The organism is Streptomyces hypolithicus (assembly GCF_052934925.1).
The window spans coordinates 4,071,213-4,095,526 of sequence record NZ_CM128811.1; the positions used below are offsets into that span (position 1 = coordinate 4,071,213).

19 protein-coding genes, 1 tRNA gene and 2 pseudogenes are annotated in these 24,314 nt (G+C 70.2%); 18 read left to right on the plus strand and 4 right to left on the minus strand.

The features are described from left to right. The 3 genes and pseudogenes from ACU6WZ_RS19310 to ACU6WZ_RS19320 all read left to right on the plus strand — a co-directional run bounded on the left by ACU6WZ_RS19310 (nucleotide 1) and on the right by ACU6WZ_RS19320 (nucleotide 1,607). Nucleotides 1–420: an arsenate reductase ArsC gene (locus ACU6WZ_RS19310; protein ID WP_447029314.1), complete on the plus strand. Its 420-nt coding sequence runs from the start codon at nucleotides 1–3 to the stop codon at nucleotides 418–420. A 67-nt stretch (nucleotides 421–487) separates the two neighbouring features. Beyond that, nucleotides 488–976: a GNAT family N-acetyltransferase gene (locus ACU6WZ_RS19315; RefSeq protein ID WP_447029315.1), complete on the plus strand. Its 489-nt coding sequence runs from the start codon at nucleotides 488–490 to the stop codon at nucleotides 974–976. Between the two features lie 28 nt (nucleotides 977–1,004). Then, nucleotides 1,005–1,607: pseudogene (locus ACU6WZ_RS19320) on the plus strand (DUF4291 domain-containing protein). Nucleotides 1,608–1,684: 77 nt separating this feature from the next. Here the strand turns inward: ACU6WZ_RS19320 and ACU6WZ_RS19325 are convergent. Next, nucleotides 1,685–2,095: a GNAT family N-acetyltransferase gene (locus ACU6WZ_RS19325; RefSeq protein ID WP_447034134.1), complete on the minus strand. Its 411-nt coding sequence runs from the start codon at nucleotides 2,093–2,095 to the stop codon at nucleotides 1,685–1,687. A gap of 130 nt (nucleotides 2,096–2,225) precedes the next feature. Here ACU6WZ_RS19325 and ACU6WZ_RS19330 point away from each other — a divergent pair, with 130 nt between their 5' ends. From ACU6WZ_RS19330 to ACU6WZ_RS19345, 4 genes and pseudogenes are all read left to right on the plus strand, one after another. After that, nucleotides 2,226–4,880 (plus strand): alpha/beta fold hydrolase, encoded by a 2,655-nt coding sequence (locus ACU6WZ_RS19330; protein ID WP_447029316.1) that lies wholly within the window; start codon nucleotides 2,226–2,228, stop codon nucleotides 4,878–4,880. Next, nucleotides 4,877–5,743 carry an ABC transporter permease gene (locus tag ACU6WZ_RS19335; RefSeq protein ID WP_447029318.1) on the plus strand — a complete coding sequence of 289 codons (867 nt, stop codon included), beginning with the start codon at nucleotides 4,877–4,879 and terminating at the stop codon, nucleotides 5,741–5,743. The genes ACU6WZ_RS19330 and ACU6WZ_RS19335 overlap by 4 nt, the downstream gene beginning before the upstream one ends. 35 nt (nucleotides 5,744–5,778) lie before the next feature. After that, the gene (locus ACU6WZ_RS19340; RefSeq protein ID WP_447029319.1) at nucleotides 5,779–6,246 is read left to right on the plus strand and encodes an anthrone oxygenase family protein; all 468 of its coding nucleotides are present in this window, start codon (nucleotides 5,779–5,781) and stop codon (nucleotides 6,244–6,246) included. 97 nt (nucleotides 6,247–6,343) lie between these two features. After that, nucleotides 6,344–6,409 (plus strand): annotated as a pseudogene (locus tag ACU6WZ_RS19345) (hypothetical protein); the annotation flags it as partial. A gap of 248 nt (nucleotides 6,410–6,657) precedes the next feature. Here ACU6WZ_RS19345 and ACU6WZ_RS19350 read toward each other — a convergent pair. Both ACU6WZ_RS19350 and ACU6WZ_RS19355 read right to left on the minus strand, forming a co-directional pair. Further along, on the minus strand, nucleotides 6,658–7,032 hold the full coding sequence (locus tag ACU6WZ_RS19350) for an STAS domain-containing protein (protein ID WP_447029321.1): 375 nt from the start codon (nucleotides 7,030–7,032) through the stop codon (nucleotides 6,658–6,660). Then, nucleotides 7,029–8,516 carry a PP2C family protein-serine/threonine phosphatase gene (locus ACU6WZ_RS19355; RefSeq protein ID WP_447029323.1) on the minus strand — a complete coding sequence of 496 codons (1,488 nt, stop codon included), beginning with the start codon at nucleotides 8,514–8,516 and terminating at the stop codon, nucleotides 7,029–7,031. Before ACU6WZ_RS19355 ends, ACU6WZ_RS19350 begins: the two co-directional genes overlap by 4 nt. A gap of 672 nt (nucleotides 8,517–9,188) precedes the next feature. Here ACU6WZ_RS19355 and ACU6WZ_RS19360 point away from each other — a divergent pair. From ACU6WZ_RS19360 to ACU6WZ_RS19375, 4 genes are all read left to right on the plus strand, one after another. Next, entirely contained in the window at nucleotides 9,189–10,628 is a 1,440-nt protein-coding gene (locus tag ACU6WZ_RS19360; RefSeq protein ID WP_447029324.1) for an ATP-binding protein, read from the plus strand. Between the two features lie 230 nt (nucleotides 10,629–10,858). Then, nucleotides 10,859–12,532, plus strand: a complete 1,674-nt coding sequence (locus ACU6WZ_RS19365; RefSeq protein WP_447034135.1) for an SWIM zinc finger family protein — start codon at nucleotides 10,859–10,861, stop codon at nucleotides 12,530–12,532. 96 nt (nucleotides 12,533–12,628) lie between these two features. After that, nucleotides 12,629–12,775, plus strand: a complete 147-nt coding sequence (locus ACU6WZ_RS19370) for a hypothetical protein (RefSeq protein ID WP_447029325.1) — start codon at nucleotides 12,629–12,631, stop codon at nucleotides 12,773–12,775. Between the two features lie 14 nt (nucleotides 12,776–12,789). Further along, the gene (locus tag ACU6WZ_RS19375) at nucleotides 12,790–14,934 is read left to right on the plus strand and encodes a 3'-5' exonuclease (RefSeq protein ID WP_447029326.1); all 2,145 of its coding nucleotides are present in this window, start codon (nucleotides 12,790–12,792) and stop codon (nucleotides 14,932–14,934) included. 193 nt (nucleotides 14,935–15,127) lie between these two features. Here the strand turns inward: ACU6WZ_RS19375 and ACU6WZ_RS19380 are convergent. Continuing rightward, nucleotides 15,128–15,200 (minus strand) — tRNA-Arg (locus ACU6WZ_RS19380). A gap of 321 nt (nucleotides 15,201–15,521) precedes the next feature. Here ACU6WZ_RS19380 and ACU6WZ_RS19385 point away from each other — a divergent pair. From ACU6WZ_RS19385 to ACU6WZ_RS19415, 7 genes are all read left to right on the plus strand, one after another. Next, nucleotides 15,522–17,123, plus strand: coding sequence for a dynamin family protein (locus tag ACU6WZ_RS19385; protein WP_447029327.1), 1,602 nt, complete (start codon nucleotides 15,522–15,524; stop codon nucleotides 17,121–17,123). An 8-nt stretch (nucleotides 17,124–17,131) separates the two neighbouring features. Beyond that, nucleotides 17,132–18,955 carry a YfjP family GTPase gene (locus tag ACU6WZ_RS19390; protein ID WP_447029328.1) on the plus strand — a complete coding sequence of 608 codons (1,824 nt, stop codon included), beginning with the start codon at nucleotides 17,132–17,134 and terminating at the stop codon, nucleotides 18,953–18,955. 94 nt (nucleotides 18,956–19,049) lie between these two features. Further along, nucleotides 19,050–19,526: a single-stranded DNA-binding protein gene (locus tag ACU6WZ_RS19395; protein WP_447029329.1), complete on the plus strand. Its 477-nt coding sequence runs from the start codon at nucleotides 19,050–19,052 to the stop codon at nucleotides 19,524–19,526. A gap of 194 nt (nucleotides 19,527–19,720) precedes the next feature. Next, entirely contained in the window at nucleotides 19,721–21,208 is a 1,488-nt protein-coding gene (locus ACU6WZ_RS19400; protein ID WP_447029330.1) for a Cys-Gln thioester bond-forming surface protein, read from the plus strand. A 195-nt stretch (nucleotides 21,209–21,403) separates the two neighbouring features. Next, nucleotides 21,404–23,068 (plus strand): energy-dependent translational throttle protein EttA, encoded by a 1,665-nt coding sequence (gene ettA, locus ACU6WZ_RS19405; RefSeq protein WP_447029331.1) that lies wholly within the window; start codon nucleotides 21,404–21,406, stop codon nucleotides 23,066–23,068. A gap of 2 nt (nucleotides 23,069–23,070) precedes the next feature. After that, nucleotides 23,071–23,532: an acyl-CoA thioesterase gene (locus tag ACU6WZ_RS19410; protein WP_447029332.1), complete on the plus strand. Its 462-nt coding sequence runs from the start codon at nucleotides 23,071–23,073 to the stop codon at nucleotides 23,530–23,532. Further along, a complete protein-coding gene (locus ACU6WZ_RS19415; RefSeq protein ID WP_447029334.1) occupies nucleotides 23,529–24,263 on the plus strand; it encodes a DUF8010 domain-containing protein in 735 nt (244 codons plus the stop codon). Before ACU6WZ_RS19410 ends, ACU6WZ_RS19415 begins: the two co-directional genes overlap by 4 nt. Nucleotides 24,264–24,314 lie beyond the last annotated feature (51 nt).

Below are 24,314 nucleotides of genomic sequence, written 5' to 3' on the forward strand. Positions count from 1 at the left end.
ATGTCCTCCACCGCCGCCGCGTCCGTGCTCTTCGTCTGCGTCCACAACGCCGGGCGTTCGCAAATGGCCGCCGGATTCCTCTCCGACCTCGCGGGCGACCGCGTCGAGGTGCGCTCCGCCGGGTCCGTCCCCGCCGACCAGGTCAACCCGGCCGCGGTCGAGGCGATGAAGGAGATCGGCATCGACATCTCCGGTCAGGCACCGAAGATCCTGACCACCGAGGCGGTCCAGGCGTCCGACTACGTCATCACCATGGGCTGCGGCGACGCCTGCCCGATCTTCCCCGGCAAGAAGTACCTCGACTGGGCCCTCGAAGACCCGGCGGGCCAGGGCGTCGAGGCGGTCCGGCCCATCCGCGACCGGATCAGGACCCGCATCGAGGCCCTGATCGCCGAGATCGACGCGTTGGCGCAGGCCTGACTGCCTGGGTACTGCCGCCGCGGGAAAGCGCTGGCGGCCGGGGTTGCGTACCCGGCATGCTGGGCGGATGTTGATCAGGGAAGTCACCGCTGAGGACTGGCCCGCCATCTGGCCGTTCTTCCACGAGATCGTCGCCGCCGGCGAGACGCTCACGTACCCGCTCCATCTCAGTGAGGGCGACGGCCGGGAGTGGTGGTACCTCGCCGAGCCGAACCGCACTGTCGTGGCCGTGGACGACGCCGGTACGGTCCTCGGCACGGCCAAGATGAACCGCAACCACATGGGCAACGGTTCCCACGTCGCCAGCGCCACCTACCTGGTCGACCCGAAGCACTCGGGGCAGGGTGTGGGCCGGGCGCTGTGCGAATACAGCGTTGAGTGGGCGCGTGCGGCGGGCTTTCGGGCGATGCAGTTCAACGCGGTCGCGGAGAGCAACGTCCGTGCGGTGAAGCTGTACCGGTCCATCGGCTTCGCCGTCATCGGCACGCTGCCGGAGGGCTTCAAGCATCCGACGCAGGGGTATGTAGGCCTGCACATCATGCACAAGGCCCTGTGATCCCGCTGATGCACGAGATGCGCGCGCGCTGTACACGGACACGACGGTCACCGTCTACCAGGCGTACGCGCCGGCCATCGGCCTCCCGGCGGCCCGGGACGGGTGGTTCCCCGCCGCCTGAAAGCGGGACCGTATGACCTGGGTCAAGCCGTCGTTCCCGTGGATGATGTACCGGTGCGGCTGGGCCACGAAGCCCGACCAGGAGACGGTGCTGGCCGTCGAGATCACCCTTCCCTAAGCTCTTAGGAGCAGGGGATACCCCATTGGCTTCGAGCGGGCGCTGCGGCACGCGTGCCTGTCGCACTACGTACGCGCAATGCACGCCGACCAGGCTGCCTGGAAGCGGCAGTTGAGCCAGTCCCAGACGCGTGTCCAGTGGGACCCCGAGCGCGACGTGCGGCTCAACGCGCTGCCGTACCGCTCCCTCCAACTGGGCCTGGCGAGCGACGCGGCAGCGCGGTACGCCGACGAGTGGACGGTGTCCATCACCGACGTCACTCCGCTCGCCCACGAGATTCACGCGCTGGTACGGGGCGGTGGCGTGGACGCGGCGACCGCCCTGCTGCCGGTGGAGCGGCCGTACCCGGTGGTCGGGGATCTCCTGGACCACCTGGTCGGGGCCGGCGGGTGACGGGGCCACGGGCGTGACCGTGGCCGTCAGTTCTTGGACCCGTGCGCGGCGCGGGCGGGCGGCGGCCGGGTAGGCGCTCACTCGAAGGTCCAGGTCAGGATCGCGCACTCGCCTTCGTCCTGCGCCCGCGCCGACCGGTACGTCGCGAGAGCCGGGTCGTTGTCGCGGTCCACGGCGACCCACATGTCGTAGCAGCCGCGCTCGCGGGCGGCCGCGTCCAGCGCCTCGGTCAGGGCGCGGCCGATGCCGCGGCGCCGGTGGGGTTCGTCGACGGACAATTCGTACAGGCACATCTCGGTGCCCTTGTCCGGGTGGCTCATCTCGATGCCCGAGACCATGCCGGCCGGTGCCCCGTCGACGTACGCGATGAGCATGAGGTGGCCGGGGGAGGCCAGGAAGCGCTCGGCCCACTCCGGGCGGGCCGGGCCGTCGTACAGGTGCTCGGCGGCCATGAGTTCCGCCACAGTCGTGGCGCGGCGGACGGTCAGGGCGGTGTCCACGGCGTGCGTCCCTACTCCAGGTGCGGTACGGGGCGGCGGCCTCGTACTCCTCGCGTACTGGACAGGGTTCCATCCGGGGGCGGCATCGGGTGTCAGACCTGGGATCTAGGGTTCAGGTATGAAGCTACGCATGCCCCGCAGCCGAGCGCTCGCCGGTGCGGCCGTCGCATGTGCCGTCCTCGCCGGGGCCGGTACCTGGACGGCCGCCGCCTCCGACGGCGCGCCCGCCGTGCACCGCGAGGAACGGATGATGAGGATGGGCGGCGCGCAGGGAGCCGGCGGGGCGCGCGTCGACACCTCGTACTTCACTGCGGGCAGCGCCGACCGCAAGCGGCCCGCGGTGCTGCTCGGGCACGGCTTCGGAGGCAGCAAGCGCGACGTGACGGCGCAGGCCCAGCAGCTCGCCAGGGACGGGTACGCGGTACTGACCTGGTCCGCCCGCGGCTTCGGCAAGTCGACCGGCAAGATCGGGCTGAACGACCCGAAGGGCGAGGTCAGCGACGTTTCGCGGCTGATCGACTGGCTTGCGGAGCGCCCCGAGGTGCAACTCGACGCGGACGGCGATCCGCGCGTCGGCGTCAGCGGCTCGTCGTACGGCGGGGCGGTGTCGCTGCTCGCCGCGGGGCACGACAAGCGGGTTGACGCCGTGGCCCCGCAGATCACGTACTGGAACCTGGCCGACGCGCTGTTCCCCGACGGCGTCTTCAAGAAACTCTGGGCCGGGCTCTTCATCAACACGGGCGGCGGCTGCGAGAACTTCGAGAAGCGGCTGTGCGAGATGTACGAGCGGGTCGCGGTCGCCGGGAAGCCGGACGCCGCAGCCCGCAACCTGCTCCGGGCGCACAGCCCGGCCGCCGTCGGCGACCGCATCAAGGTGCCGGCACTCATCGTGCAGGGGCAGAACGACTCGCTGTTCCCGCTCGACCAGGCCGACGCCATCGCGAAGAACGTCGCCGGCAACGGCGCACCCGTCGCCGTCGACTGGATCGCGGGCGGTCACGACGGCGGGAACCGCGAGAGCGCCAGGATCGAGGGGCGGATCACGAAGTGGTTCGACCGCCACCTCAAGGACGACGAGAACGCCGACACCGGTCCCGCCTTCCGCATCACCCGCACCGGCGGCGTCGACTCCACGGATGGTGAGGCCCAGCTCAGGGGCGCCACGGGTGACCGCTACCCGGGCCTGGAAAGCGGGCAGCGGGAGCTGAAGCTCACCGGCAGGCCCGAGCAGAGGTTCGCCAACCCGGCCGGGGCGAACCCGCCCGCGATCTCGGCGGTGCCCGGTGTCGGGTCGCTGTCCGGGCTCGGCAGCCTCGGCGTCGGGCTCTCCCTCGACTTCCCCGGGCAGAACGCCGGCTTCGAGACCGCGAAGCTCAACTCCGACCTGCGCATCACCGGCACCCCGACCGTCAAGGTCAACGTGAAGTCGGACCGCGAGGACGCCGTCCTGTTCGGCAAGGTGTACGACGTGAGCGCGGACGGGGCGCGGAAGGTACTGCCGTCGCAGCTCGTCGCCCCGGCCCGGATCACCGGTGCGGGCGCGAAGGGCGGCGCCACCGTCGAGCTGCGCCTCCCCGCGATCGACCACGAGATCAGGGCCGGGCACCGGCTGCGCGTGGTGCTCGCCGCCACCGACCTCGGGTACGCGTCCCCTGCGGACCCGGCGGCGTACACCGTCTCCCTCGAAGGCAACGGGGCGCTGAGCGTGCCGACCGCCCCCGGGGTGCGGACCCAGGCGGCCGGGCTGCCCTGGTGGGTCTGGGGGCTGCCCGCCGCCGGCGCCGCGGTGGCCGCCGTACTGCTGCTCACGGCCAGGCGGCGGGCGGCCGCGCCCGCACCGGATCCGGAGCTGGCCGAGGTGCCGCTGGAGATCACGGGCCTGACGAAGAAGTACGCCAAGTCCGTCGACCGGTACGCGGTCCGCGATCTCTCGTTCCGCGTCGACAAGGGGCAGGTACTCGGGCTCCTCGGGCCGAACGGCGCGGGCAAGACCACCACCCTGCGCATGCTCATGGGCCTCATCACGCCCGACAGCGGCGGCATCAGGGTCTTCGGGCACGCCATCAGGCCGGGCTCGCCCGTCCTGTCCCGCGTCGGATCGTTCGTGGAGGGCGCCGGCTTCCTGCCGCACCTGACCGGACGCGCCAACCTCGACCTGTACTGGAAGGCCACCGGCCGGCCCGCCGAGGACTCCCACGTCGAGGACGCCCTGCGGATCGCCGGGCTCGGCGACGCGCTGGAGCGGGCCGTGCGGACGTACTCGCAAGGCATGCGGCAGCGGCTCGCGATCGCCCAGGCCATGCTCGGGATGCCGGACCTGCTCATCCTCGACGAGCCGACCAACGGCCTCGACCCGCCCCAGATCCGAGAGATGCGGGACGTCATGATCCGGTACGCCGCCCAGGGACGCACCGTCATCGTCTCCAGCCATCTCCTCTCCGAGGTCGAGCAGTCCTGCACGCACCTCGTCGTCATGGACCGGGGACGGCTGATCCAGGCCGGGCCCGTCGCGGAGATCACCGGTGGCACGGACACGCTGCTCGTGACGACGGAGGGCGAGGTGACCCAGGTGCTGGCCGACAAGATCGCCTCGCTGCCGGGTATCGGCTCCGCGGCGGCGACCGAGGAAGGCCTGCTCGTACGGCTGGACGGGGCCTCGCCGAGCACTCTCATCGGTGAACTGGTCCGTCTGGACGTTCCGTTGACGGGTGTCGGGCCGAACCGTCGCCTGGAGGACGCGTTCCTCACCCTGATCGGAGGCTCCTCCGCATGAGCACCAAAGCGATGGAACGTCATGACGCCGCCCCCGGCTACCGGGCCGGCCACACCCTGCCGCTGCGCGTCGAGGCGATGCGGCAGTGGCGCCGGCGGCGGACCCTGGTCATGGCTCTGGTGCTCGGCGCCCTGCCGCTCGTCCTGATCGCGGCGTTCGCGATCGGCGGCTCGCCCAGCGCGGACAGCGGCCGGGTGACCCTGATGGACACGGCCACCGCCTCCGGCGCCAACTTCGCCGCGACCTGCCTGTTCGTGTCCGCCGGATTCCTGCTGGTGATCCCGGTCGCCCTGTTCTGCGGCGACACGGTGGCCTCCGAGGCCAGCTGGTCCTCGCTGCGCTACCTGCTCGCCGCGCCGGTGCCGCGCGCCCGGCTGTTGTGGAGCAAGCTCGCGGTCGCCCTGGGCTTCAGCCTGGCGGCGATGGTGCTGCTGCCGGTGGTGGCCCTGGTGACGGGTTCGATCGCGTACGGCTGGGGCTCGCTGGAGCTGCCGACGGGCGGATCGCTGCCCGCGGGGGACGCCATACCGCGCCTCGCCGTCGTGGTGGCCTTCATCTTCGTCTCCCAACTCGTCACCGCCGCGCTGGCGTTCTGGCTCTCGACGAAGACGGACGCCCCGCTGGGCGCGGTCGGCGGCGCGGTCGGCCTCACCATCGTCGGCAATGTGCTGGACGCGGTGACGGCGCTGGGGACATGGCGCGAGTTCCTCCCCGCGCACTGGCAGTTCGCGTGGGCGGACGCGCTCCAGCCCCAGCTGGAGTGGGGCGGAATGCTCAAGGGGGCCGCGGTCTCGGTGACGTACGCACTGGTGCTCTTCGCACTCGCGTTCCGGGGATTCGGCCGCAAGGACGTCGTTTCCTAGGCCTCTGTGCGGGGGAGTCGGCCATGATGTGCGCCATGGCCACTCTCCTGATCGCCCTCGCTGTCGTCGCCACCGGGCTGTACGCCGGGTTCATGCTGATCTTCCTGACCGGGATCATGCCTGCGCTCGGGCGGCTGACGGACGAACAGTTCACGTCGGCGATGCGGCGGATCAACGAGGACGTCCCGCGCGGCGTGTTCGTGGCGGTGATGCTCGCCTCGGTGGCCTTCCCCGTCGCCGCGCTCGCCGTCCCCGGCGACGACCGGTCCGCCGCGCAGTGGGTGCTGCTCGGCGCCGGATTCGGTTGCGTACTCCTCAACCACCTGGTCACGGTCGCCGGGAACGTCCCCCTCAACAACGCCCTCGCCGCGTCCGAACAGGCGGGCACCCCCGACCGCGACGCCCGCGCGGCCTTCGAGACGCGGTGGAACCGGCTCCACCTGGTACGCACCCTGCTGGTCACCGCCGGCTTCGTGGCGATCACGGCGGCGGCGACGGCCTGAGGCGGCCGGCCGGCCGCATGCGCGTGTACGCCCTGACTGGCGCGTGCGGTGCGCCGGCGGGCGTCGCGCCGATGTGCCGGCCGAGGACATCGGCGGGGTGTGGGGCCTGGCCGAGGTGCTGGAGCTCCTCGATGACCGCGACGGGGCCGAGCACGAGCTGCACGGTGAGCTGATCGTCGGGCTGCGTGCGGATGGTTACGATCCGGCCTCCTTCGACAAGGACGAGATCACGCGGCGGCTCGCAGGATTCACGCCGGGCGCGGCGCCGGGCGCCGGGAGGCCGTCGCCCGGCGGTCCGGCCGGGCGCGGCGGTGCCCAGCGGCTGACGGCCAGGGATGTGGAGCTGTGTACCTGCGGGCAGTGCCGGGCGGGTGACCCGCAGGACTTCGGCTTTGCCGATGACCTGCTGCTTCAGGCAGTTTCCAGCGGCAGTGCGCCAGGGGCGGCCAGGGCGTCCGCTGCGCTCGCGTGGACGGGCAGGAGGGTATCGACGCCGGTCAGACGCAGCACCCGGTCCAGCGACACGGGCAGCGCGGCCAGCGCCAGCCAGCCGTTGGCTGCCCGGGTGCGATGCCACAGGTTGATGAAGGTGCTTAGGCCGGAGGAGTCGCAGAAGGCGATCTGCGACAGGTCGAGGACCAGGCGCGGATGGCCTTGCTCGATCAGGTCCAGGCAACGGGCGCGCAGCGCGAGGGCGCTGTGGAAGTCGATCTCGCCGGTGACGGCGACCACGGTGGTCGCGCCGTGATGGTAGTGCGAGAGGACCAGGTCAGAGGTGTCACTCACGGGGCTTCAGGGCTCCTGCCTGCGGACTCGGACGCCCCGGCACTGGGTGCTGTGGTGGTGTGGGCGGTGGCGCTGGCACCGCGCGGCGCCGCGGGGCGGGTGGGCACGCTCAGCGCGAGCAGCGCCACATCGTCGTCGGGGCCCTCGGGCAGTGCGTCCAGGAGGGCGGCGGTGTCCTTGACCAGGGCGGCGGCGGACATCGGGGCGGGGCGCTGGGCCAGGAAGGCGATCAGCCCGTCCTCGCCGAGCATGCCGCCGTCTTGGGTGCGGGCTTCGGTCAGCCCGTCGGTGTACAGCAGCAGCGCCTCGCCGGGAGCCAGGAACACGGTAGTGGTGGCGAAACGGGCCTGGGCGAAAGCCCCGATGAGCATGCCGCCTTTGGGATGCACCGGACTCACCCGGACCCCGCCCGCCTGCTCGCCGGGAATCAGATGGTAGGTCGGGGGGTGGCCGCCGGTGGCCGCCGTGACCGTGAAGCCGGCGCCCTGTTCCTCGGGGACCAGAACGCCGAACACCGCGGTGCAAAACCGGCTGCCGATGGAGGGGTCCATCAGCAGCGCGGAGTTCAACGTGGTCAGGACCGCTTCGGGGTCGGGGTCCACATGGGCCGCCGCGCGCAGCGTGTAGCGGGTCAGGGAGGTCACGGCGGCGGCTTCGGCACCCTTGCCGCACACATCACCGAGGAAGAACGCCCACTGCCCCGAGCCGAGCGGAAAGACGTCGTAGAAGTCGCCGCCCACGTCCCGGGAGGAAGCGGTGTGGTAGTGGGAGGCCAGTTCCAATCCGGCAACCGTCGGCAGGGCCGGCGGCAGGAGGGTGCGCTGGAGGGTGGCGGCGAAGGCGGCGATGGCGCTCTTGTCCCGCTCGGCCTGCTCGCGCGCCACGCGTTCGCTCTCGGCCCGCTGGTGCTCGGCCTCCCGCTGAGCCTGTTCGGCCCGGACCGTGCCCAGGGCGGACAGCCGCAGTTCGAGCTCGTCCATCACGATCGCGGCCAGGTCCGCCAGCGTCGCGGTGTCAGCGGCGCTGATCAGCCGTGGGCGGGTGTCCAGGACGTTCACGGTACCCAGCCGGTGCCCATCAGCAGTGGTGATCGGGGCCGCGGCGTAGAAACGCACTCCCATGGGCCCCGCCACCAGCGGGTTGGAGCAGGCCACCGGGTCGGCGAGAGCGTCGGAGATCACCAGGGCGTCATCACGCAGGATCGCCGAGGCACACAGGCCCAGATCCCGGCCGATCTCGCTGACCCCTTCCAGACCGTGCGCGGTCTTGAACCAGATCCGGTCACTGTCCACGATCGTCACCGACGCCACCGGCACGTCCAGCAGTCGTGCGGCCATCGCCGCGACCCGGTCGAACGCCCCGTCCGGCGGGGTATCAAGGATGTCGTAGCGGCGCACCGCCGCGATCCGCCCCGCCTCATCCGGGTGCAGTAGTAGCGGTGGCGCCTGCTCAGGTTCCCGGGACGCCGAAGCCTGCTGCGCCATGACCCCGCCTTCCCTCCATGCGGCCGCAGCTCCTTGGCGGCCCGGCCCGATCGCGCGAGCCTATCCGAGGTCCCCTCAGTCCCTCCAGAACAGCCCACGTCAACGTACGGCTGAGGCCAGCGGTAGGAGCCCCCCCCCACATCGAGGAAACCACTGGGGGTTACTTGTCACCTGGTTCGCCGTTCGGTCACGGCGCCCCGACCTGGGATGGCGCGATGGCGCGGGATGGCTTCTTGCGCATGCCATCCGTGGCCATAGGACGTTGATGCGTCACCGGTTGCCGTATCCGGGCACCGCCGTGTGCGGCGATCAATAACGGCCTGATCCGCCCCCTATCGCGCACCAGGCCGTAAGGGCCAATTTTGGTGGTGCCCCCGGCAGGACTCGAACCTGCGGCCAAGCGCTTAGAAGGCGCCTGCTCTATCAGGAGCAGCAGCGCTCTGACCTGCCGATATTCACCTGCCTGATGGACTGTCAGGCGCGTTGTGGGACCTATGAGGGACGATCTTCGTTGGGTGCGCGAGGTCGATTGCTGCGCTCGGGCGAGGTGCCAGTCCGGTGAATTCTGGGCGGTAGTCGCGTTTCCCCCGCCCCTTCACGTCCGAGTCTGAGGAGGACCGAGGTAATATTCAATCTACGTAAGAATGCTTCTACGTTAATTGGTGGTGCCTAGTGGAATTCCAAGGTCGCGCCAGGGATCTTCAGCTGCTGGCTGAGCAGTACCGGATGGTCGCAGAGGGCGGTGGCGCTACGCGGGGCCGAGCTGTGATCTTGACGGGACGGCGGCGAGTGGGGAAGTCACGGCTGGTTCAGGAGTTCTGTGACCGTTCGGGGGCGCCTTACGTCATGTTCCAGGCCACCCGGGGGCGTAACCCCGTGGCGGAGCGAGCAGACTTCACTGCGCTATTGGCGCAGTCGCCGCTGCCGGGGGCGGAACTGGTCGCCGGCCTCCAGGCGCAGGACTGGAATCAGGCCCTGCGGTCGCTTGCGCTCGCGGTTCCGGACGACAGGCCCAGCGTCGCGGTGATCGACGAGGTGCCCTGGCTGGTCGAGCAGGACCAGGAATTCGAGGGCGCGCTCCAGACCGTCTGGGACCGTCATCTGTCGTCCAAGCCGGTGCTCCTGTTGCTCGTCGGCAGCGACATGTCGGTGATGGAGGCGTTGCAGTCGTACGGGCGTCCCTTCTTCGGACGGGCGGCGAAGATGACCGTCCAGCCTCTGCACCTGGCAGACGTGCAGGCCATGACCGCGCTCGACGCGGCGGACGCCGTGGATGCCCAGCTGATCACCGGCGGATTCCCGGAGATCGTGCAGTCATGGCAGCCAGGGATGAGCCGGGCGGAATTCCTGCGTGGGTCGGCCGCGAATCCCCTGTCGCCCTTGTTGGTGGCCGGCGAGCTGTCCTTGCTCGGTGAGTTTCCCGAAGCCTCGCATTCCCGGGCGGTGCTCGAGTCGGTCGGCAGTGGTGAGCGGACCTTCAGTACGATCGCCGCCCAAGCCGGCGGCTCCAGCGCGCTGCCGTCCGGCACGCTCTCCCCGCTGCTGACCACGCTGCAGGCCAAGCGGGTTCTGGCTGCTGATCTCCCCCTGTCTGTCAAGCCGGACAGCAAGAACAAGCGCTACCGGATCGCCGATCCGTATCTGCGGTTCTGGCTGGCGTTCCTGCAACGCGCGATCCCGCTCATCGAGCGTGGCCGCGGCGACCTGGCGCTGGAACGCATCGAGCGGTCCTGGACCACCTGGCGTGGCCGAGCAGTGGAGCCGCTGATCCGCGAGTCCTTGTTGCGCCTGCTGCCCGATGAAGAGTGGCCCGAGACCGAGGCAGTCGGCGGCTGGTGGAACCGTCAGAACAACCCCGAGATCGACCTCATCGGCGCAGACCGTGAACCGGTGGCCCGGCAGGTGCACTTCGTCGGATCGGTCAAGTGGCTGGAGACCCAGCCTTTCGGTCGTCATGAGTACGACGCCCTGGTACGCGACATGCTCGCTGTCCCCGGTGCCGAACCCGACACCCCGCTCGTCGCGGTCTCCCGCTGCGGAGTGGCTGACAATCTGCCGCTGGCGGCGCACTGGGGGCCGGAGGACCTCGTACGGGCGTGGCAGCCGCGGTAGTCGTGGTGCGCGGCATGTTGGGGCACGCTCCCGTTTCGGCTGTGGCGGTGGATTTCCAGGGAGGCAGATGCCGTCCACCGGAGCCCTGAGGTGCCTCCGGTCCTTACCCACGACCCCAGACCGGGGCAGGGTGACACTGAGCACTGCGCCGGCTGGGCTTGAAGCCGCCAATGGCTGAAGCTGACGAGCGTAATGTGCTCATCGCGACCGCCAAGGAGGGAGATGAGGCCATGGGCGACTTCACCGAGGGTGATCTGCGGGTACTGGCGGGGCCACGCTCTTTCGAGCGGGGGCTGGGTTACCTGGACGCGGTGACCGGTCTGGAGGTCGGGGACGGCTGGATCACCGCCACCGTCCACGGGACGGATGCGTATGAGGTCCACCTGTCGCTCGATGGCCCCGCGAGCATCACCGGGGACTGCGACTGCCCCTACGGTCTCGACGGCAACTTCTGCAAACACCTGGTCGCGGTGGGGCTCACCGTGCTCGGGCGGCCGGAGAGCCTGCCCCGACAGCGCACCCGGGCCAAGGCCCGCGCACAGAGCCTGGAGACGTGGCTGGCCGCACTTTCGCGGGAGGAGCTGCTGACACTTGTACGGGAACAGGTGGCGCAGGACCGGCAGTTGCGCCGACGCCTGGAACTGCGGGCCGCAACCGCGCGGGCCGACCTCGCCGAGGTCCGCGCGCGCATCACCGAACTCCTCGAAATCGGCCCCTTCGCGCGCTACGGATACGTCGAATACGCGGACGCGCACGCCTACGGAGAACAAGCCGCGCAGGCGGTGGCCGCGATCGCCGCACTCACCGAAGCCGGACAGCCTGCGGAGGCGATGGTCCTGGCCCGGGACGCGATGCGGGAACTGGGCGGCGCCTACGAGCAGATCGACGATTCCGACGGCGCGGTCGGCTCGGTAGGGAGTGATCTTGCCGCAGTGCATCTCGACGCGTGCCGTGCGGCGCACCCGGATCCGGTGGCGACGGCGCAGTGGTTGGTCGGACACCTGCTCGGTGACCTCAACGAGTTGACCGACATCGACCTGTTCGACTACCGGGACGTTCTCGGCGAACAAGGGCTTTCCACTGTAAGGGAGTTGGTGGTCGATGCCTGGCGCGGCAACCGGTCGGGCTGGGCGGAGAAGTACCTGATGGAGCGCCTGACCAAGGCGGAGGGGAACGTGGACGCCCTGGTCGCCGTGCACGCGGCCGACCTCGCCCCGGACGGCAGCACGCACCTGACCATCGCCCGGGAACTGGACACCGCCGGCCGCCCGGACGAGGCGCTCGCCTGGGCCGAGCGCGGCATCGGGGACACCCCTGACCCCGCCGACCTCGACAGCGGCCTGATCGACTACCTCTGCACGCGCTACGAGCAATACGGGCAACGACCCCGGGCAGTCGCCCTTCGCCGTGACCAGCTTGCCGCGCGCCGCTCGCTGGCCGCGTATCAGAACCTGCGTAAGGAAGCGCGCGGTGCCGAGTGCTGGCAGACGGAGCGGGAGGGTGCCCTGGAATTGCTGCGCGCCGACGCGTCCCAACGCACAAAGGGCCGGTACGGCGGCCTGGCCCTTATCGACGCCCTGCTCTACGACAACGAACCTGAAGTCGCCTGGCGGGCCGCCACCGAGACGGGTGCCGACAGCCGACAGTGGCTCATCCTCGCCGATCGCGTACGTGACACCCGGCCCGCCGATTCGCTGCGCGTATACCTGGAGCGCATCCAACCTCTCCGGCGCGAAACGGGGAACGCCGTCTACGAACAGCTGGTGGGCCTTCTGCTGAGCGTCCGCGACTGCCATCGCCGACTGGGATCGCCGGACGAGTTCACCGCTTACCTGGGCGAGCTCCGCGCCGAACAGAAGCGCAAGCGAAATCTGATGCGCCTCCTCGATCAGCACGGGCTGTGACGCGGACGTATCTGTTCCGTTCCGCGGGCTCACGCTTCTCGTAGCATATGAAAAGTTCAAGCGCGTGATCGTGACTGGGGGCAGGGAGCGGTCGAGGTGCTGATGCCGCTGTACCGGGACCTGATGGCCGAGTACGGGCCGGATGCACCAGAGACCGTCCAGGTGCGGGACGCGCTCGTACGTATCCGGCTGCGCACCTCGCGCACTACGGGCGTCGGCCGGGCCGCCACGCGCCGAAACTGACCGAAGGAGCTTCCATGGCACAGCTGGCTCTGTCGGTCCGGTTCCTCGACGAGTTCGGGAAGCTCGACTCCAAGGCGCGGTCCGGGGCCGTGAAGACGGCTCTGAAGTTTCAGCAGCTCGCGCTCACACAGCTCTGGTCGGACGCCGGACTGGATTTCAAGCAGCCCAAGGGGGCCAGGGACAAGCACATTTATACCTGCCGTATCGACAGGTTTTATCGGGGAGTCGTACTGGCTCCCGGCACTGGCGAGGACTTTCTGCTGCTGCGTGTGATGGCGCACGACGACGCCTACACGTGGGCGGCCAACCAGGTGCCGAGCGTTAACGCGGTGACCCATGGACTGGAGATCCGTGACGTCGTGACCGTGGAACAGCTGGTGCCAGCATGGGAGGCGGAGGCGGCCACCGCCGCGGTGGAACCTCTCTTCGCCCGTCACCCGGACGGGGAACTTCGTGGCCTCGGCATCGAGGATGACGTGCTGCGCGCTGCCCGTTCCCTGACCTCCAAGGAGCAGCTCGACGCCTTCGCTCCGTTGATGCCGGAGGATCAGTGGCAGGTGCTGCAGTTCCTCGCCGAGGGACTGAGCGTGCAGACGGTATGGGGTGAGTTGGTCGCATTCCGCGCCCGGAACGGCGCGCTGACGGTGGACCGTACAGACCTGGCCGGTGCGATGCGTAACACTCCGTCGCGCATTGCCCTGGTGACGGGCCCGGGAGAACTGTCCGAGATCCTCGACAAGCCGTTCGCCGCGTGGAGGATCTTCCTGCACCCGTCTCAGCGGTATTTGGCGTACCGGCCCAGCTACTCGGGACCTGCCCAAGTGACCGGCGGACCGGGCACGGGAAAAACTGTGGTGGCGCTCCATCGGGTCAAGCACCTCTTGGGGCATCTACGGGCCGGCGAACGCATCCTGCTCACCACATACACCGGGGCGCTCACCTCGGCTCTTCGTGAGGGGCTGGCCCTGCTGATCGAGGACGAGGAGCTGCGCGGCCGGGTGGACGTGTCGACAGTCAACGCCTTGGCACGAGAGATCGTTGAATCACATGACGCCGCCCGGCGTGTGTACCTCGACGGGGTGCAGGAGCCGGCTCTCTGGGGAGAGATCGGCGAGCAGCTGGGCCTGCCGTGGAGCGGCCAGTTCCTGGCCCAGGAGTACAAGCACGTCATCTTGGCGCAGGGCCTGCGCTCGCTCGACGCCTACCGAGAGGCGTCCAGAAGCGGTCGGGGCTCCCGACTCGCCTCCGCTCGACGGCACGAGGTCTGGCAGGCGGTGGAGGCGTTCCAGGCCGCGCTCGACAAGCGCTCCGCGCGTACGCATCTGGGGGTGTGTGATGAAGCGGCGTTGCGGGTCACCGCATCCGGGGTGCCGCTCTACCGGCATGTTGTCATTGACGAGGCACAGGACCTCCACCCCGCTCAGTGGAGGCTGCTGCGGGCCGTGGTGCCCGCTCGCCCTGACGACTTGTTCATTGCCGGCGACCCGCATCAGCGCATCTACGACACGAAGGTGTCTCTGAGATCACTAGGGATCCCGGTGACCGGCCGTTCCACCCGGCTGCGCAAGAACTACCGCAGTACGCAGGAAATCCTCACCTGGGCGGTGGCTTTGCTGGACGGCCGGCCCGTGGAGCAACTGGAGAACGGCAGCGCGGACACGCTGGCAGGATTCCGGTCCTCGCTCCGCGGCGCCCGCCCGACCGTGTGTGCCACGGATGACCCGGATGCGGAACTGGCCGAGCTGGTGGTGCGTATCCGGGAATGGGCTGACAGTGGAGTCGAGCTGTCCGACATCGCGGTGGCTGCCCGGTTCAACAAGATCGTGTACAGCGTAGCGCAGCGGTTGCGGGACGAGGGAATCCCCGCGGTCCGGCTACGGCAAGACGGAGGCGCCGACGCTGAGGGCGTCAGGATCGCAACCATGCATTCCCTCAAAGGGCTGGAGTTCAGGTGCGTGGCGGTTGTTGGGGTCCGCGAAGGGACGCTTCCGTACCCAGGGGCCATCACGCCGATGGAACTCGACCCCATTCAGCACCACACGGATCTGACAGCCGAGCGTTGTCTGCTCTTCGTCGCCTGTACGCGCGCACGCGACCGACTGCACGTGTCGTGGAGTGGTCCAGCGAGTCGCTTTCTCGCTGGCGCGGGAGTGGCATAGGAGCCCCGTCCGCGTCGCACTGACGGCCCGGCTCGAGGCTGGAGCAGGCGCCTAGTCGTAGGGGCATGCGATGGATGAAGCGGGAGTCGCGTTGACGCATGCTCTGTTCGAACCTTGTGGCTGGCTACAGAGAAAACCCTCCGTAAATGATCTTACGGAGGGGGGTGGAGCCTCTGGCCTGCGAAAACGAGAGTGCCCCCGGCAGGACTCGAACCTGCGGCCAAGCGCTTAGAAGGCGCCTGCTCTATCCACTGAGCTACGGGGGCCGGATCGTGGCCTTTGGCAGGCCAGGGGCCCCGGGCTCGGGGAGTCCTGGGCCTTGCCGGGGACAAGGATAGGGCTCCCATTGCTTTGGGCCTGTTGCTTCACCTGCGTGGCACGATGTAAAGGTTCAGTGAAGCGAAGCCGATAATCGCAGGCGAGTGCGAATCGTGCATCGCTTTTGACGTCTCGCGCCCCGGGTGTTGTGCACTCGTTATGCCTGCGTCCCACTCGTCCCGTCTGTCCTGGGCCGCCAATCGGGGCGCAGAGGTGCCTTCAAGCTTCTAAAACGCTCCAAAATTGGGCATTCTTCACATGTGGTGACCTTGGACGCACGGCCTCAGCTGATCGACGCACTTTCCGCCCTGCGCGACCGTGTCGCCGCCGTGCGCCTCCCGCTGCCGCTGGCGGGGGCTCCGCGCGCGCGGCAGACCCGGGTCGAGTTGCTCGCGCAGCTCGACGACTATCTGGTGCCACGGCTGAAACAGCCCGAAGCGCCCCTGCTCGCCGTCATCGGCGGATCCACCGGGGCCGGGAAGTCGACCCTCGTCAACTCCCTCGTCGGAAGACGCGTCAGCGAGGCCGGCGTGCTGCGGCCCACGACGCGCACACCGGTGCTGGTCTGCCACCCGGACGACCACCACTGGTTCGCGAACCTCCGCGTACTGCCGCAGCTCGCCCGGGTATGGGTGCCGCAGCACGAGGAGACCCTCGGTGAGGTGTACGCCGAGCGGGGGCGCGGCGAGGAAGGGCAGGCGCTGCGGCTGGAGACCGTGGGAACCCTGCCGCGCGGGCTCGCCGTGCTCGACGCGCCCGACATCGACTCGCTGGTGGACGCCAACCGACTGCTCGCCGCCGAGCTCATCTGCGCCGCCGACGTGTGGGTGATGGTGACCACCGCCTCCCGTTACGCCGACGCGGTGCCGTGGCACATGCTGCGCACCGCCAAGGAGTACGACGTGACCCTCATCACCGTCCTCGACCGGGTGCCCCACCAGGTCATCGGCGAGGTGTCGGCGCAGTACGCCGCGCTGCTCACCAAGGCCGGGCTCGGCGACGTGCCCCGGTTCACCATCCCCGAGCTGCCCGAATCCGCCGGCGGGGGCAGTGGACTGCTGCCTTCCACCGCCGTCGCCCCACTGTTCGCCTGGCTGGCCCACCGGGCGCACGACCCGGCGGCCCGTCAGCAGGCCGTCGCTCGTACGGCCACCGGCGTCATCGAGTCGCTCAACCGCCGGATGCCCGAGCTCGCCGGGGCCGTGGCCGCGCAGTACGCCGCGTCCGTGCGGCTCACCGCGGCGGTCGAGGAGGCGTACGAGAAGGAGGGCACGCGGGTACGCCGCAGGCTCCAGCGCGGGGCCGTCCTGTCGGGGGACGCGCTCACCCGCTGGCGGGGGTACCCGCTGGACAGTTCCCCGGGGGAGCTGCTCGACTCGCTCGCCGAGAGCCTCACCGCGCTCATGCAGTGCGCCGTCGCCGCCGCCGACGAGCACGTCCACGAGGCGTGGCGGCGCGACCCCGCCGGCGGCGCGGTGCCGGCCCGGCGGCCCGACCGGGAGGCCGTCGAACGGATCGGGATGGCAGCCCGGCGCTGGCGGCGCGAGATCGAAGAGCTCGCCGACGAAGAGGTAAGGGGGCTGGAGCGGCCTCCCGCACCCGACCCCGAGACCGTCGCGGCCCTGCTCGCCGCCGCGCTGCTGGGCGGGCGGCGGGCGCGCAGCGCCGGGGAACGGCTGGCCGACCGGATCGGGGCGATCGCCGCGCTCCGGCTGCGCGACAAGGGAGGGGACCTGCTGGCGACGTACATCGACCGCGTACTCAATGCCGAGAGGGACTGGCGGCTCGCGCCGCTCGACGCTCTTGAGGTGACCCCGGAGCCGCAGGCCGAGCTGATCGCCGCGCTCTCCGTACTGCAGAGGGAGAAGTGACCCCAACCGTGGCTGCTGTTACAGGTGAGACTGGTACTGGTGAGACTGACGACACCGATGAGGAGTGTGGTGAAGGGCGTGGCGAGGGCCGGTGGGACGACGGTCTGATCGCCCGGCGGGTCGCCGAGCACGCGGGGGACGAACAGACCGGACAGCAGACCGGCGACCTGGTGCTGTCACCACCGGACCCGGCGCAGGGCGACGACGAGTACGACGGCCCGCCGCCCGGTGGCGCCTACGGCAGCGAACTGCGCGGCCGCCTCGACTCCCTGCGCGAACTCGTCGGGCTCTCCCGCACCCGCCTCGAAGCGGCCACCCTCGCCGAGGCGGGCCGCGTACTCGACGAGGCCGCCGCCCGCCAGCAGCTCTCCGCGCGGCACACCGTGGTCGCCGTCGCCGGCGCCACCGGCAGCGGGAAATCCACCCTCTTCAACGCCCTCGCCGGCGTGCAGATCTCCGACACCGGGCCGCGCAGACCGACCACGTCCGCGCCCATCGCCTGCAGCTGGACGGACGGCGCCGCAGGCCTGCTCGACCGCATCGGCATCCCGGGGCGGCTGCGCCGCAGACCGCTGCACGCCGGTGAACGCGACGAGGCGATGCACGGCCTGGTGCTCATCGACCTGCCCGACCACGACTCGGCAGCCACCGCGCACCGCGACCAGGTGGACCGGGTGCTCAAACTCGTCGACGCGGTGATCTGGGTCGTCGACCCGGAGAAGTACGCCGACGCGGTACTGCACGAGCGTTACCTGCGGCCCCTCGCGGGCCACGCCGAAGTCACCTTCGTCGTGCTCAACCAGATCGACCGGCTGCCCGGCGAGGCCGCCGACCTAGTCCTCGACGATCTGCGCCGCCTGCTCGACGACGACGGCATCGCGCTCGGCGAACACGGCGAACCCGGCGCCACCGTGCTCGCCCTGTCGGCTCTCACGGGAGACGGCGTCGGAGAACTGCGGGACACGCTGGGCCAGTTCGTGCAGGAGCGCGGGGCGGCCGGCCGCCGGCTGTCGGCCGACGTGAACGCCGCCGCCGGCCGGCTGCGCCCCGTCTACATCGCCGACGGCCGGCGGCCCGAGCTGGGTGAGCGGGCACGCGCCGAGTTCACCGACCGGCTGGCGGCGGCCGTCGGGGCGTCCGCCGTGGGCGAGGCCGCCGAACGCGAGTGGCGCAGGAACGCGGGCAAGGCGTGCGGCACACCGTGGCTGAGGCTGTGGCGCTGGTACGAGTCGAGGCGTATGCCCGGCAATGGTGCAGGTCCGGTGGCCGGGAAGGCACCGGCCGACGAGGAGATCACCGCCCGGCAGCGCGTGGAGCAGGCGGTACGGACGGTCGCCGGCCAGGCCGCCGCCGGGCTGCCGGCGCCCTGGGCGCAAGCGGTGCGGGAGGCAGCGGTGCGCGGCGCCGCGGGGCTGCCGGAGGAGCTGGACGTACTGGCGGTACGGGCGGGCCTGCCCCGCGGCAGGCCGCCGAGGCCGGCGTGGTGGCCGGTGGCGGTGCTGGCCCAGGCCGCGATGACGCTGCTTCAGTTCTTCGGGGGGCTGTGGCTGGTGGGCCAGATCGTCGGCGTACTCGACCCCGGACTCCTGCCGCCCGTACTGGTGATGCTCGGCGGGATCATTGGCGGCCCACTGGTGGAGTGGGCGTGCTCGATGGCGGCCAGAGGCCCGGCCCGGCGGTACGGGCAGGAGGCCGAACGCCGGCTGCGGGAGGCGGCCGCGGGGTGCGGGCGGGCGCGTGTACTGGACCCGGTGTCGGCGGAGCTGTTGCGGTACCGGGAGGTGCGGGAGCAGTACGTGGCGGTGACCGGGTTGTCCACAATCGGCCGGTGATCCACAGGCCCGGGCGGGCTCGGGTGTCCTCGGCCAGCATGGGACCAGTCGGCCGGCCGATGGCGGGTCACAGGTGGTGGTAGGGGGAGCGGTGATGAGCGAAACCTTGGTGACGTTGGTGGGCAACGCGGCAACGGGGGTGGACTACCGGGATTCGGCCGCGGGCCCAGTCGCGCGGTTTCGTCTCGCGGTGACGCCGCGGTACTGGGACCGCCAGAAGGAGAGCTGGGCGGACGGGCACTCCAGCTTCTACACGGTGTGGGCGCGGCGGTCGCTGGCGACGAATCTGGCCGCGTCCGTCTCGATCGGTGAACCTCTTGTCGTGAACGGCCGGCTGCGGGTCCGGGACGAGGAGCGGGACGGGCAGCGCCGGTTCTCGGCGGACATCGACGCACTCGCGGTGGGGCACGACATGACGCGCGGGACATCGGCTTTCAGACGGGTGGTGAGGGGCGACCCGGGGCTCATGCGGCGCGTGGGGGCGGACGTCGTCGCTGCTGAAGAACGCAACTCGGTTGATTCGTACGGTGATTTGTCGACAGCGTCGGCTCAAAGAAGCGAAGGGCGATAACGATTCCGATTCGGATTGGTGATGTGACGGCATGACAGGGCGCTGTCGTACGGCGTGTCTCTAGGCTTTCCGGATATTCACGGGGCACTTGAGTCTGCCGGCGAGGCGCTCCCCCCAACCGTCGCACCTGCGCGCTGTCCCACGCACGCGCTGTCGCACGCACGCGAAAAAGGCCTCGCCCGAAGGGGAATTCTGTGTTTTCTGCGCTCTTCGCACCGTCCGCGCGCGCTGTACGGGGACGACGCTCCGCCCGAATCGCCGCCACTGCCGCGGCTTCGGGACTCCTCGCGGTGGGGGCGGTGTCCGTCGCGATACCTGCCGTCGCGGAGGAGGCGCCCGCGCACCACGGCGGTGCGGCAGCCACTCTCGACGGGCTGAAGATCTACGACCAGGCCGTCATCCGCACCGACGGGGGTGACCAGCAGATCGCGGCCGGCCTGTTCGAGATGACGGTCGACGGAGGCGGCACCCTCAAGACCTACTGCGTGGACGTGCACCGGCCGACGCAGGAGCAGGCCCGGTACCTGGAGACCTCCTGGGACGAGACCTCGCTCGGCGCGAACGCCGACGCCGGCAAGATCCGCTGGATTCTTGAGCACTCCTACCCGCAGGTGGACGACCTGAGCGCGCTGGCCGAGCGGGCCCACACCGGCTCGCTCACCGAGCAGACGGCCGCGGCCGGAACCCAGGTCGCGATCTGGCGGTACTCGGACCATGTGAAGGTCGAGGCGCTCGACCCCACGGCGGAGAAGCTCGCCGACTTCCTGGAGAAGAACGCGCGCGGCGCCGCCGAGCCCAGGGCGTCCCTGATGCTGGAGCCGAGCGCGGTCTCCGGCAAGGCCGGCGAGAAGCTGGGCCCGGTCACGGTCCGCACCGACGCGGGGCGCGTCACGGTGGCCCCGCCCACCGACGCGGCCGCCAGCGGTGTCAAGGTCGTCGGCAAGGACGGCAAGCCCGTCACCGACGCGGTCAACGGCGGTGAGCTGTACTTCGACGTACCCGCCGGCGCGTCCGACGGCTCGACCGCGCTGACCGTCCACGCCACCACCTCGGTGCCGGTCGGCCGGGCCTTCGCCGCGGCCGCGCAGAGCCAGACGCAGATCCTGGCCGGCTCCAGCGAATCCACCGTCTCGGCGGGCGCCACCGCCACCTGGGCGAAGAAGGGCGCCATCCCGGCGCTCTCCGCCAAGAAGAACTGCGCAAAGGGCGGCGTGGACATCACCGCCACCAACAAGGGCGACGAGCCCTTCAGCTTCGCGCTCATGAACACCAAGCACACCGTGGCCGCCGGCCAGTCGCGGACCGTGACGATCCCGGTCGGGGAGGACCAGGCGTACGACTTCACGATCGCGGGGCCGGGCGGCCACAAGAAGAACTTCAAGGGTGTGCTGGACTGCAGGACATCCGGCGCCACCGGCGCGGGAGCAGGCGCGGGTACGGGCACGCGTACGGGCGTCGGGTCTGGAACCGGCACGGGCTCGGGGACCATGGATCAGCCTCAGAACCGTCCGATTCCCGCCACCGCGGGTGACACCCCGGTGGCCGACGGCCCCGACCTCGCCGAGACCGGGACCTCCGACGCCACCCCGACGATCCTGATCATCGCCGCCGTTTTCGTCGTCGTGGGCGCCGCAGCGGTCTTCTTCCTCCGCAAGAAGAAGCCCACCTCCGGCCAGGAGTAACCGGGCCGAAGCGGTCACGCCCGACCCCCGGGCGCCCACGCCGGCCCCGGTGCGCCCAGGCTCGCCGGGGCCGTGGCTTACAGGCGCGCCGGGGCCGCCGGCGTTCAGGCCGTGGACAGGCGGTTTCCGCCGGGAGGTGGACGTCAGGCAAGATGGGGTGTATCTGCCCACACATCGATTGCCGGACGGTTTCTCTTGGCTGAGTACATCTACACGATGCGCAAGACGCGCAAGGCGCACGGCGACAAGGTGATCCTTGACGACGTCACGCTGAGCTTCCTGCCCGGCGCGAAAATCGGTGTGGTGGGGCCCAACGGTGCCGGTAAGTCCACGGTACTGAAGATCATGGCGGGCCTGGAGCAGCCGTCCAACGGTGACGCGTTCCTGTCGCCCGGCTTCAGCGTCGGCATCCTCATGCAGGAGCCGAAGCTGGACGAGTCCAAGACCGTGCTGGAGAACGTCCAGGACGGCGCGGCCGAGATCATGGGCAAGCTGAAGCGCTTCAACGAGGTCGCCGAGCTCATGGCGACCGACTACTCCGACGCGCTCCTCGAAGAGATGGGCACGCTCCAGGAAGACCTGGACCACGCCAACGCCTGGGACCTCGACGCCCAGCTCGAACAGGCCATGGACGCGCTGGGCTGCCCGCCCGGCGACTGGCCCGTCACCAATCTCTCCGGCGGCGAGAAGCGCCGCGTCGCGCTCTGCAAGCTGCTGATCGAGGCGCCCGACCTGCTGCTCCTCGACGAGCCCACCAACCACCTCGACGCCGAGTCGGTGAACTGGCTGGAGCAGCACCTGTCGAAGTACGCGGGCGCCGTAGTGGCCGTGACCCACGACCGGTACTTCCTGAACAACGTCGCCGAGTGGATTCTCGAACTCGACCGCGGCCGCGCGATCCCCTACGAGGGCAACTACTCGACGTACCTCGACAAGAAGTCCACCCGCCTCAAGGTCGAGGGCCGCAAGGACGAGAAGCGCGCCAAGCGGCTCAAGGAAGAGCTGGAGTGGGTCCGCTCCAACGCGAAGGGCCGCCAGACCAAGTCCAAGGCGCGTCTCTCCCGGTACGAGGAGATGGCCGCCGAGGCGGACAAGATGCGCAAGCTGGACTTCGAGGAGATCCAGATCCCGCCGGGCCCGCGTCTGGGCTCCATCGTCGTCGAGGTCGAGAAGCTGTCGAAGGCGTTCGGCGAGAAGGTCCTGATCGACGACCTGTCGTTCACCCTGCCGCGCAACGGCATCGTGGGCGTCATCGGCCCGAACGGCGCCGGCAAGACCACGCTCTTCAAGATGCTCCAGGGCCTGGAGACGCCGGACGCCGGTTCGATCAAGGTCGGCGACACCGTCAAGATCTCGTACGTCGACCAGAGTCGCGCCAACATCGACCCCAAGAAGACCCTCTGGGCGGTCGTGTCGGACGAGCTGGACTACATCAACGTCGGCCAGGTCGAGATGCCGTCGCGCGCGTACGTCAGCGCCTTCGGCTTCAAGGGCCCGGACCAGCAGAAGCCCGCCGGGGTGCTCTCCGGTGGTGAGCGCAACCGCCTCAACCTCGCGCTGACGCTCAAGGAGGGCGGCAACCTGCTGCTCCTCGACGAGCCGACCAACGACCTCGACGTGGAAACCCTGTCGTCGCTGGAGAACGCGCTGCTCGAGTTCCCGGGCGCGGCCGTGGTCATCTCCCACGACCGCTGGTTCCTGGACCGGGTCGCGACGCACATCCTGGCCTACGAGGGCGAGTCGAAGTGGTACTGGTTCGAGGGCAACTTCGAGTCGTACGAGAAGAACAAGGTCGAGCGCCTGGGCGCGGACGCGACGCGGCCGCACCGGGCGACGTACAAGAAGCTGACCCGGGGCTGATCTTGTCTCGCCATATTTACAGCTGTCCTCTGCGCTGGTCGGACATGGACGCCTTCGGGCACGTCAACAACGTCGTCTTCCTTCGGTATCTGGAGGAAGCGCGGATCGACTTCATGTTCCGGCTGGCGCCGGGGGACGGCTCGCCGTCGTTCGCCGGCGGGTCCGTCGTGGCCCGGCACGAGATTGACTACAAGCTGCCGCTGGTCCACCGGCACGAGCCTGTGATCATCGAGTCCTGGGTCACGAAGATTGGTGCGGCGTCCCTGACGATCGCCTACGAGGTGAAGGACGCAGACGCCGACGGCTCGGAGCGGGTGTACGTCCGGGCGTCGACGGTGGTCGTGCCGTACGACCTCGAAGCGGCGCGGCCGCGGCGCATCTCGGCGGAGGAGAAAGCGTTCCTCCAGGAGTACCTGGACGACGACATCGCGTCAGGCGGTCCGCGGGGGACTGTCGCCGCATGACGGCACTCGGGCTGGAGCTGGCGGACGCGGGGGAGGCGGCGGATCTCGCCGCGTATCTCGGGCGGCTGATCCACTATGACCGGGCCGCGGCGGTCCGGCTCCAGGTGGGCGGCGGGGCGGTGGCCGTTTTCGGACGGCCGCCGTCGTTCGAGGTGCTGGCGGTTCGGACTTCGCGCCTTTCGGGGCGGCGGGGTGTGGGTGTGGGTACGGGTGTGGCTGGGGGTGCGGTGGATTTGGATGTCACCGTGTCTGCCGGTGAGCTTCTCGAAGGCATCGCGGAGTCCTCCGGGACGGTAGCCGTGCCCGGGGCGGTGACCGGGCCGCCGTGGGCCGGGGTGTTGCCGCCGCGCGGCGGCTGGCAGCAGCTTCCGGGGCTCCCGGAGCCGACCGCGATACGCGCGGAGCTGACGGCCGCCGTCGCCGAATTCCGGTCGCGGGACGAGGCGTTGGCGCCGCAGGAGCGGACGCGGACGGCGCGGGACCGTATCGGCCGCGAGATCTGGTCCCGGACATTGGGCGACACGGAGCTTCCACTGCGGGCCGCGCATGCAGCGCAGTCGTTGGGGTTCCTGCGTCCGGTGCGGGCGCGCGTCCTCGCGGGCGCGGGCGGACTCGAGCCGGGGGCGGTGGCGCTGCTGGCCGTGGGGGGCTGGCTGCGGCTGCGCACGCCGTATGGCTCGATCGCGGTGCGGAGGGCGGGGCTGGGGGCGCTCTCGGTGGCGCCGGTGTAGTCGCCCGGGTCGCCCGGTTGCGGGGGTTGCCTGGCGTCCGGCGGCCAGCTC

What these genes read in the sequence shown, in the direction of transcription:
- ACU6WZ_RS19310 (WP_447029314.1), top strand. Translation starts at nt 1, where the DNA reads ATGTCCTCCACCGCCGCCGCGTCCGTGCTCTTCGTCTGCGTCCACAAC.
- ACU6WZ_RS19315 (WP_447029315.1), top strand. Translation starts at nt 488, where the DNA reads ATGTTGATCAGGGAAGTCACCGCTGAGGACTGGCCCGCCATCTGGCCG.
- ACU6WZ_RS19330 (WP_447029316.1), top strand. Translation starts at nt 2,226, where the DNA reads ATGAAGCTACGCATGCCCCGCAGCCGAGCGCTCGCCGGTGCGGCCGTC.
- ACU6WZ_RS19335 (WP_447029318.1), top strand. Translation starts at nt 4,877, where the DNA reads ATGAGCACCAAAGCGATGGAACGTCATGACGCCGCCCCCGGCTACCGG.
- ACU6WZ_RS19340 (WP_447029319.1), top strand. Translation starts at nt 5,779, where the DNA reads ATGGCCACTCTCCTGATCGCCCTCGCTGTCGTCGCCACCGGGCTGTAC.
- ACU6WZ_RS19355 (WP_447029323.1), bottom strand. Translation starts at nt 8,516, where the DNA reads ATGGCGCAGCAGGCTTCGGCGTCCCGGGAACCTGAGCAGGCGCCACCG.
- ACU6WZ_RS19365 (WP_447034135.1), top strand. Translation starts at nt 10,859, where the DNA reads ATGGGCGACTTCACCGAGGGTGATCTGCGGGTACTGGCGGGGCCACGC.
- ACU6WZ_RS19375 (WP_447029326.1), top strand. Translation starts at nt 12,790, where the DNA reads ATGGCACAGCTGGCTCTGTCGGTCCGGTTCCTCGACGAGTTCGGGAAG.
- ACU6WZ_RS19395 (WP_447029329.1), top strand. Translation starts at nt 19,050, where the DNA reads ATGAGCGAAACCTTGGTGACGTTGGTGGGCAACGCGGCAACGGGGGTG.
- ACU6WZ_RS19415 (WP_447029334.1), top strand. Translation starts at nt 23,529, where the DNA reads ATGACGGCACTCGGGCTGGAGCTGGCGGACGCGGGGGAGGCGGCGGAT.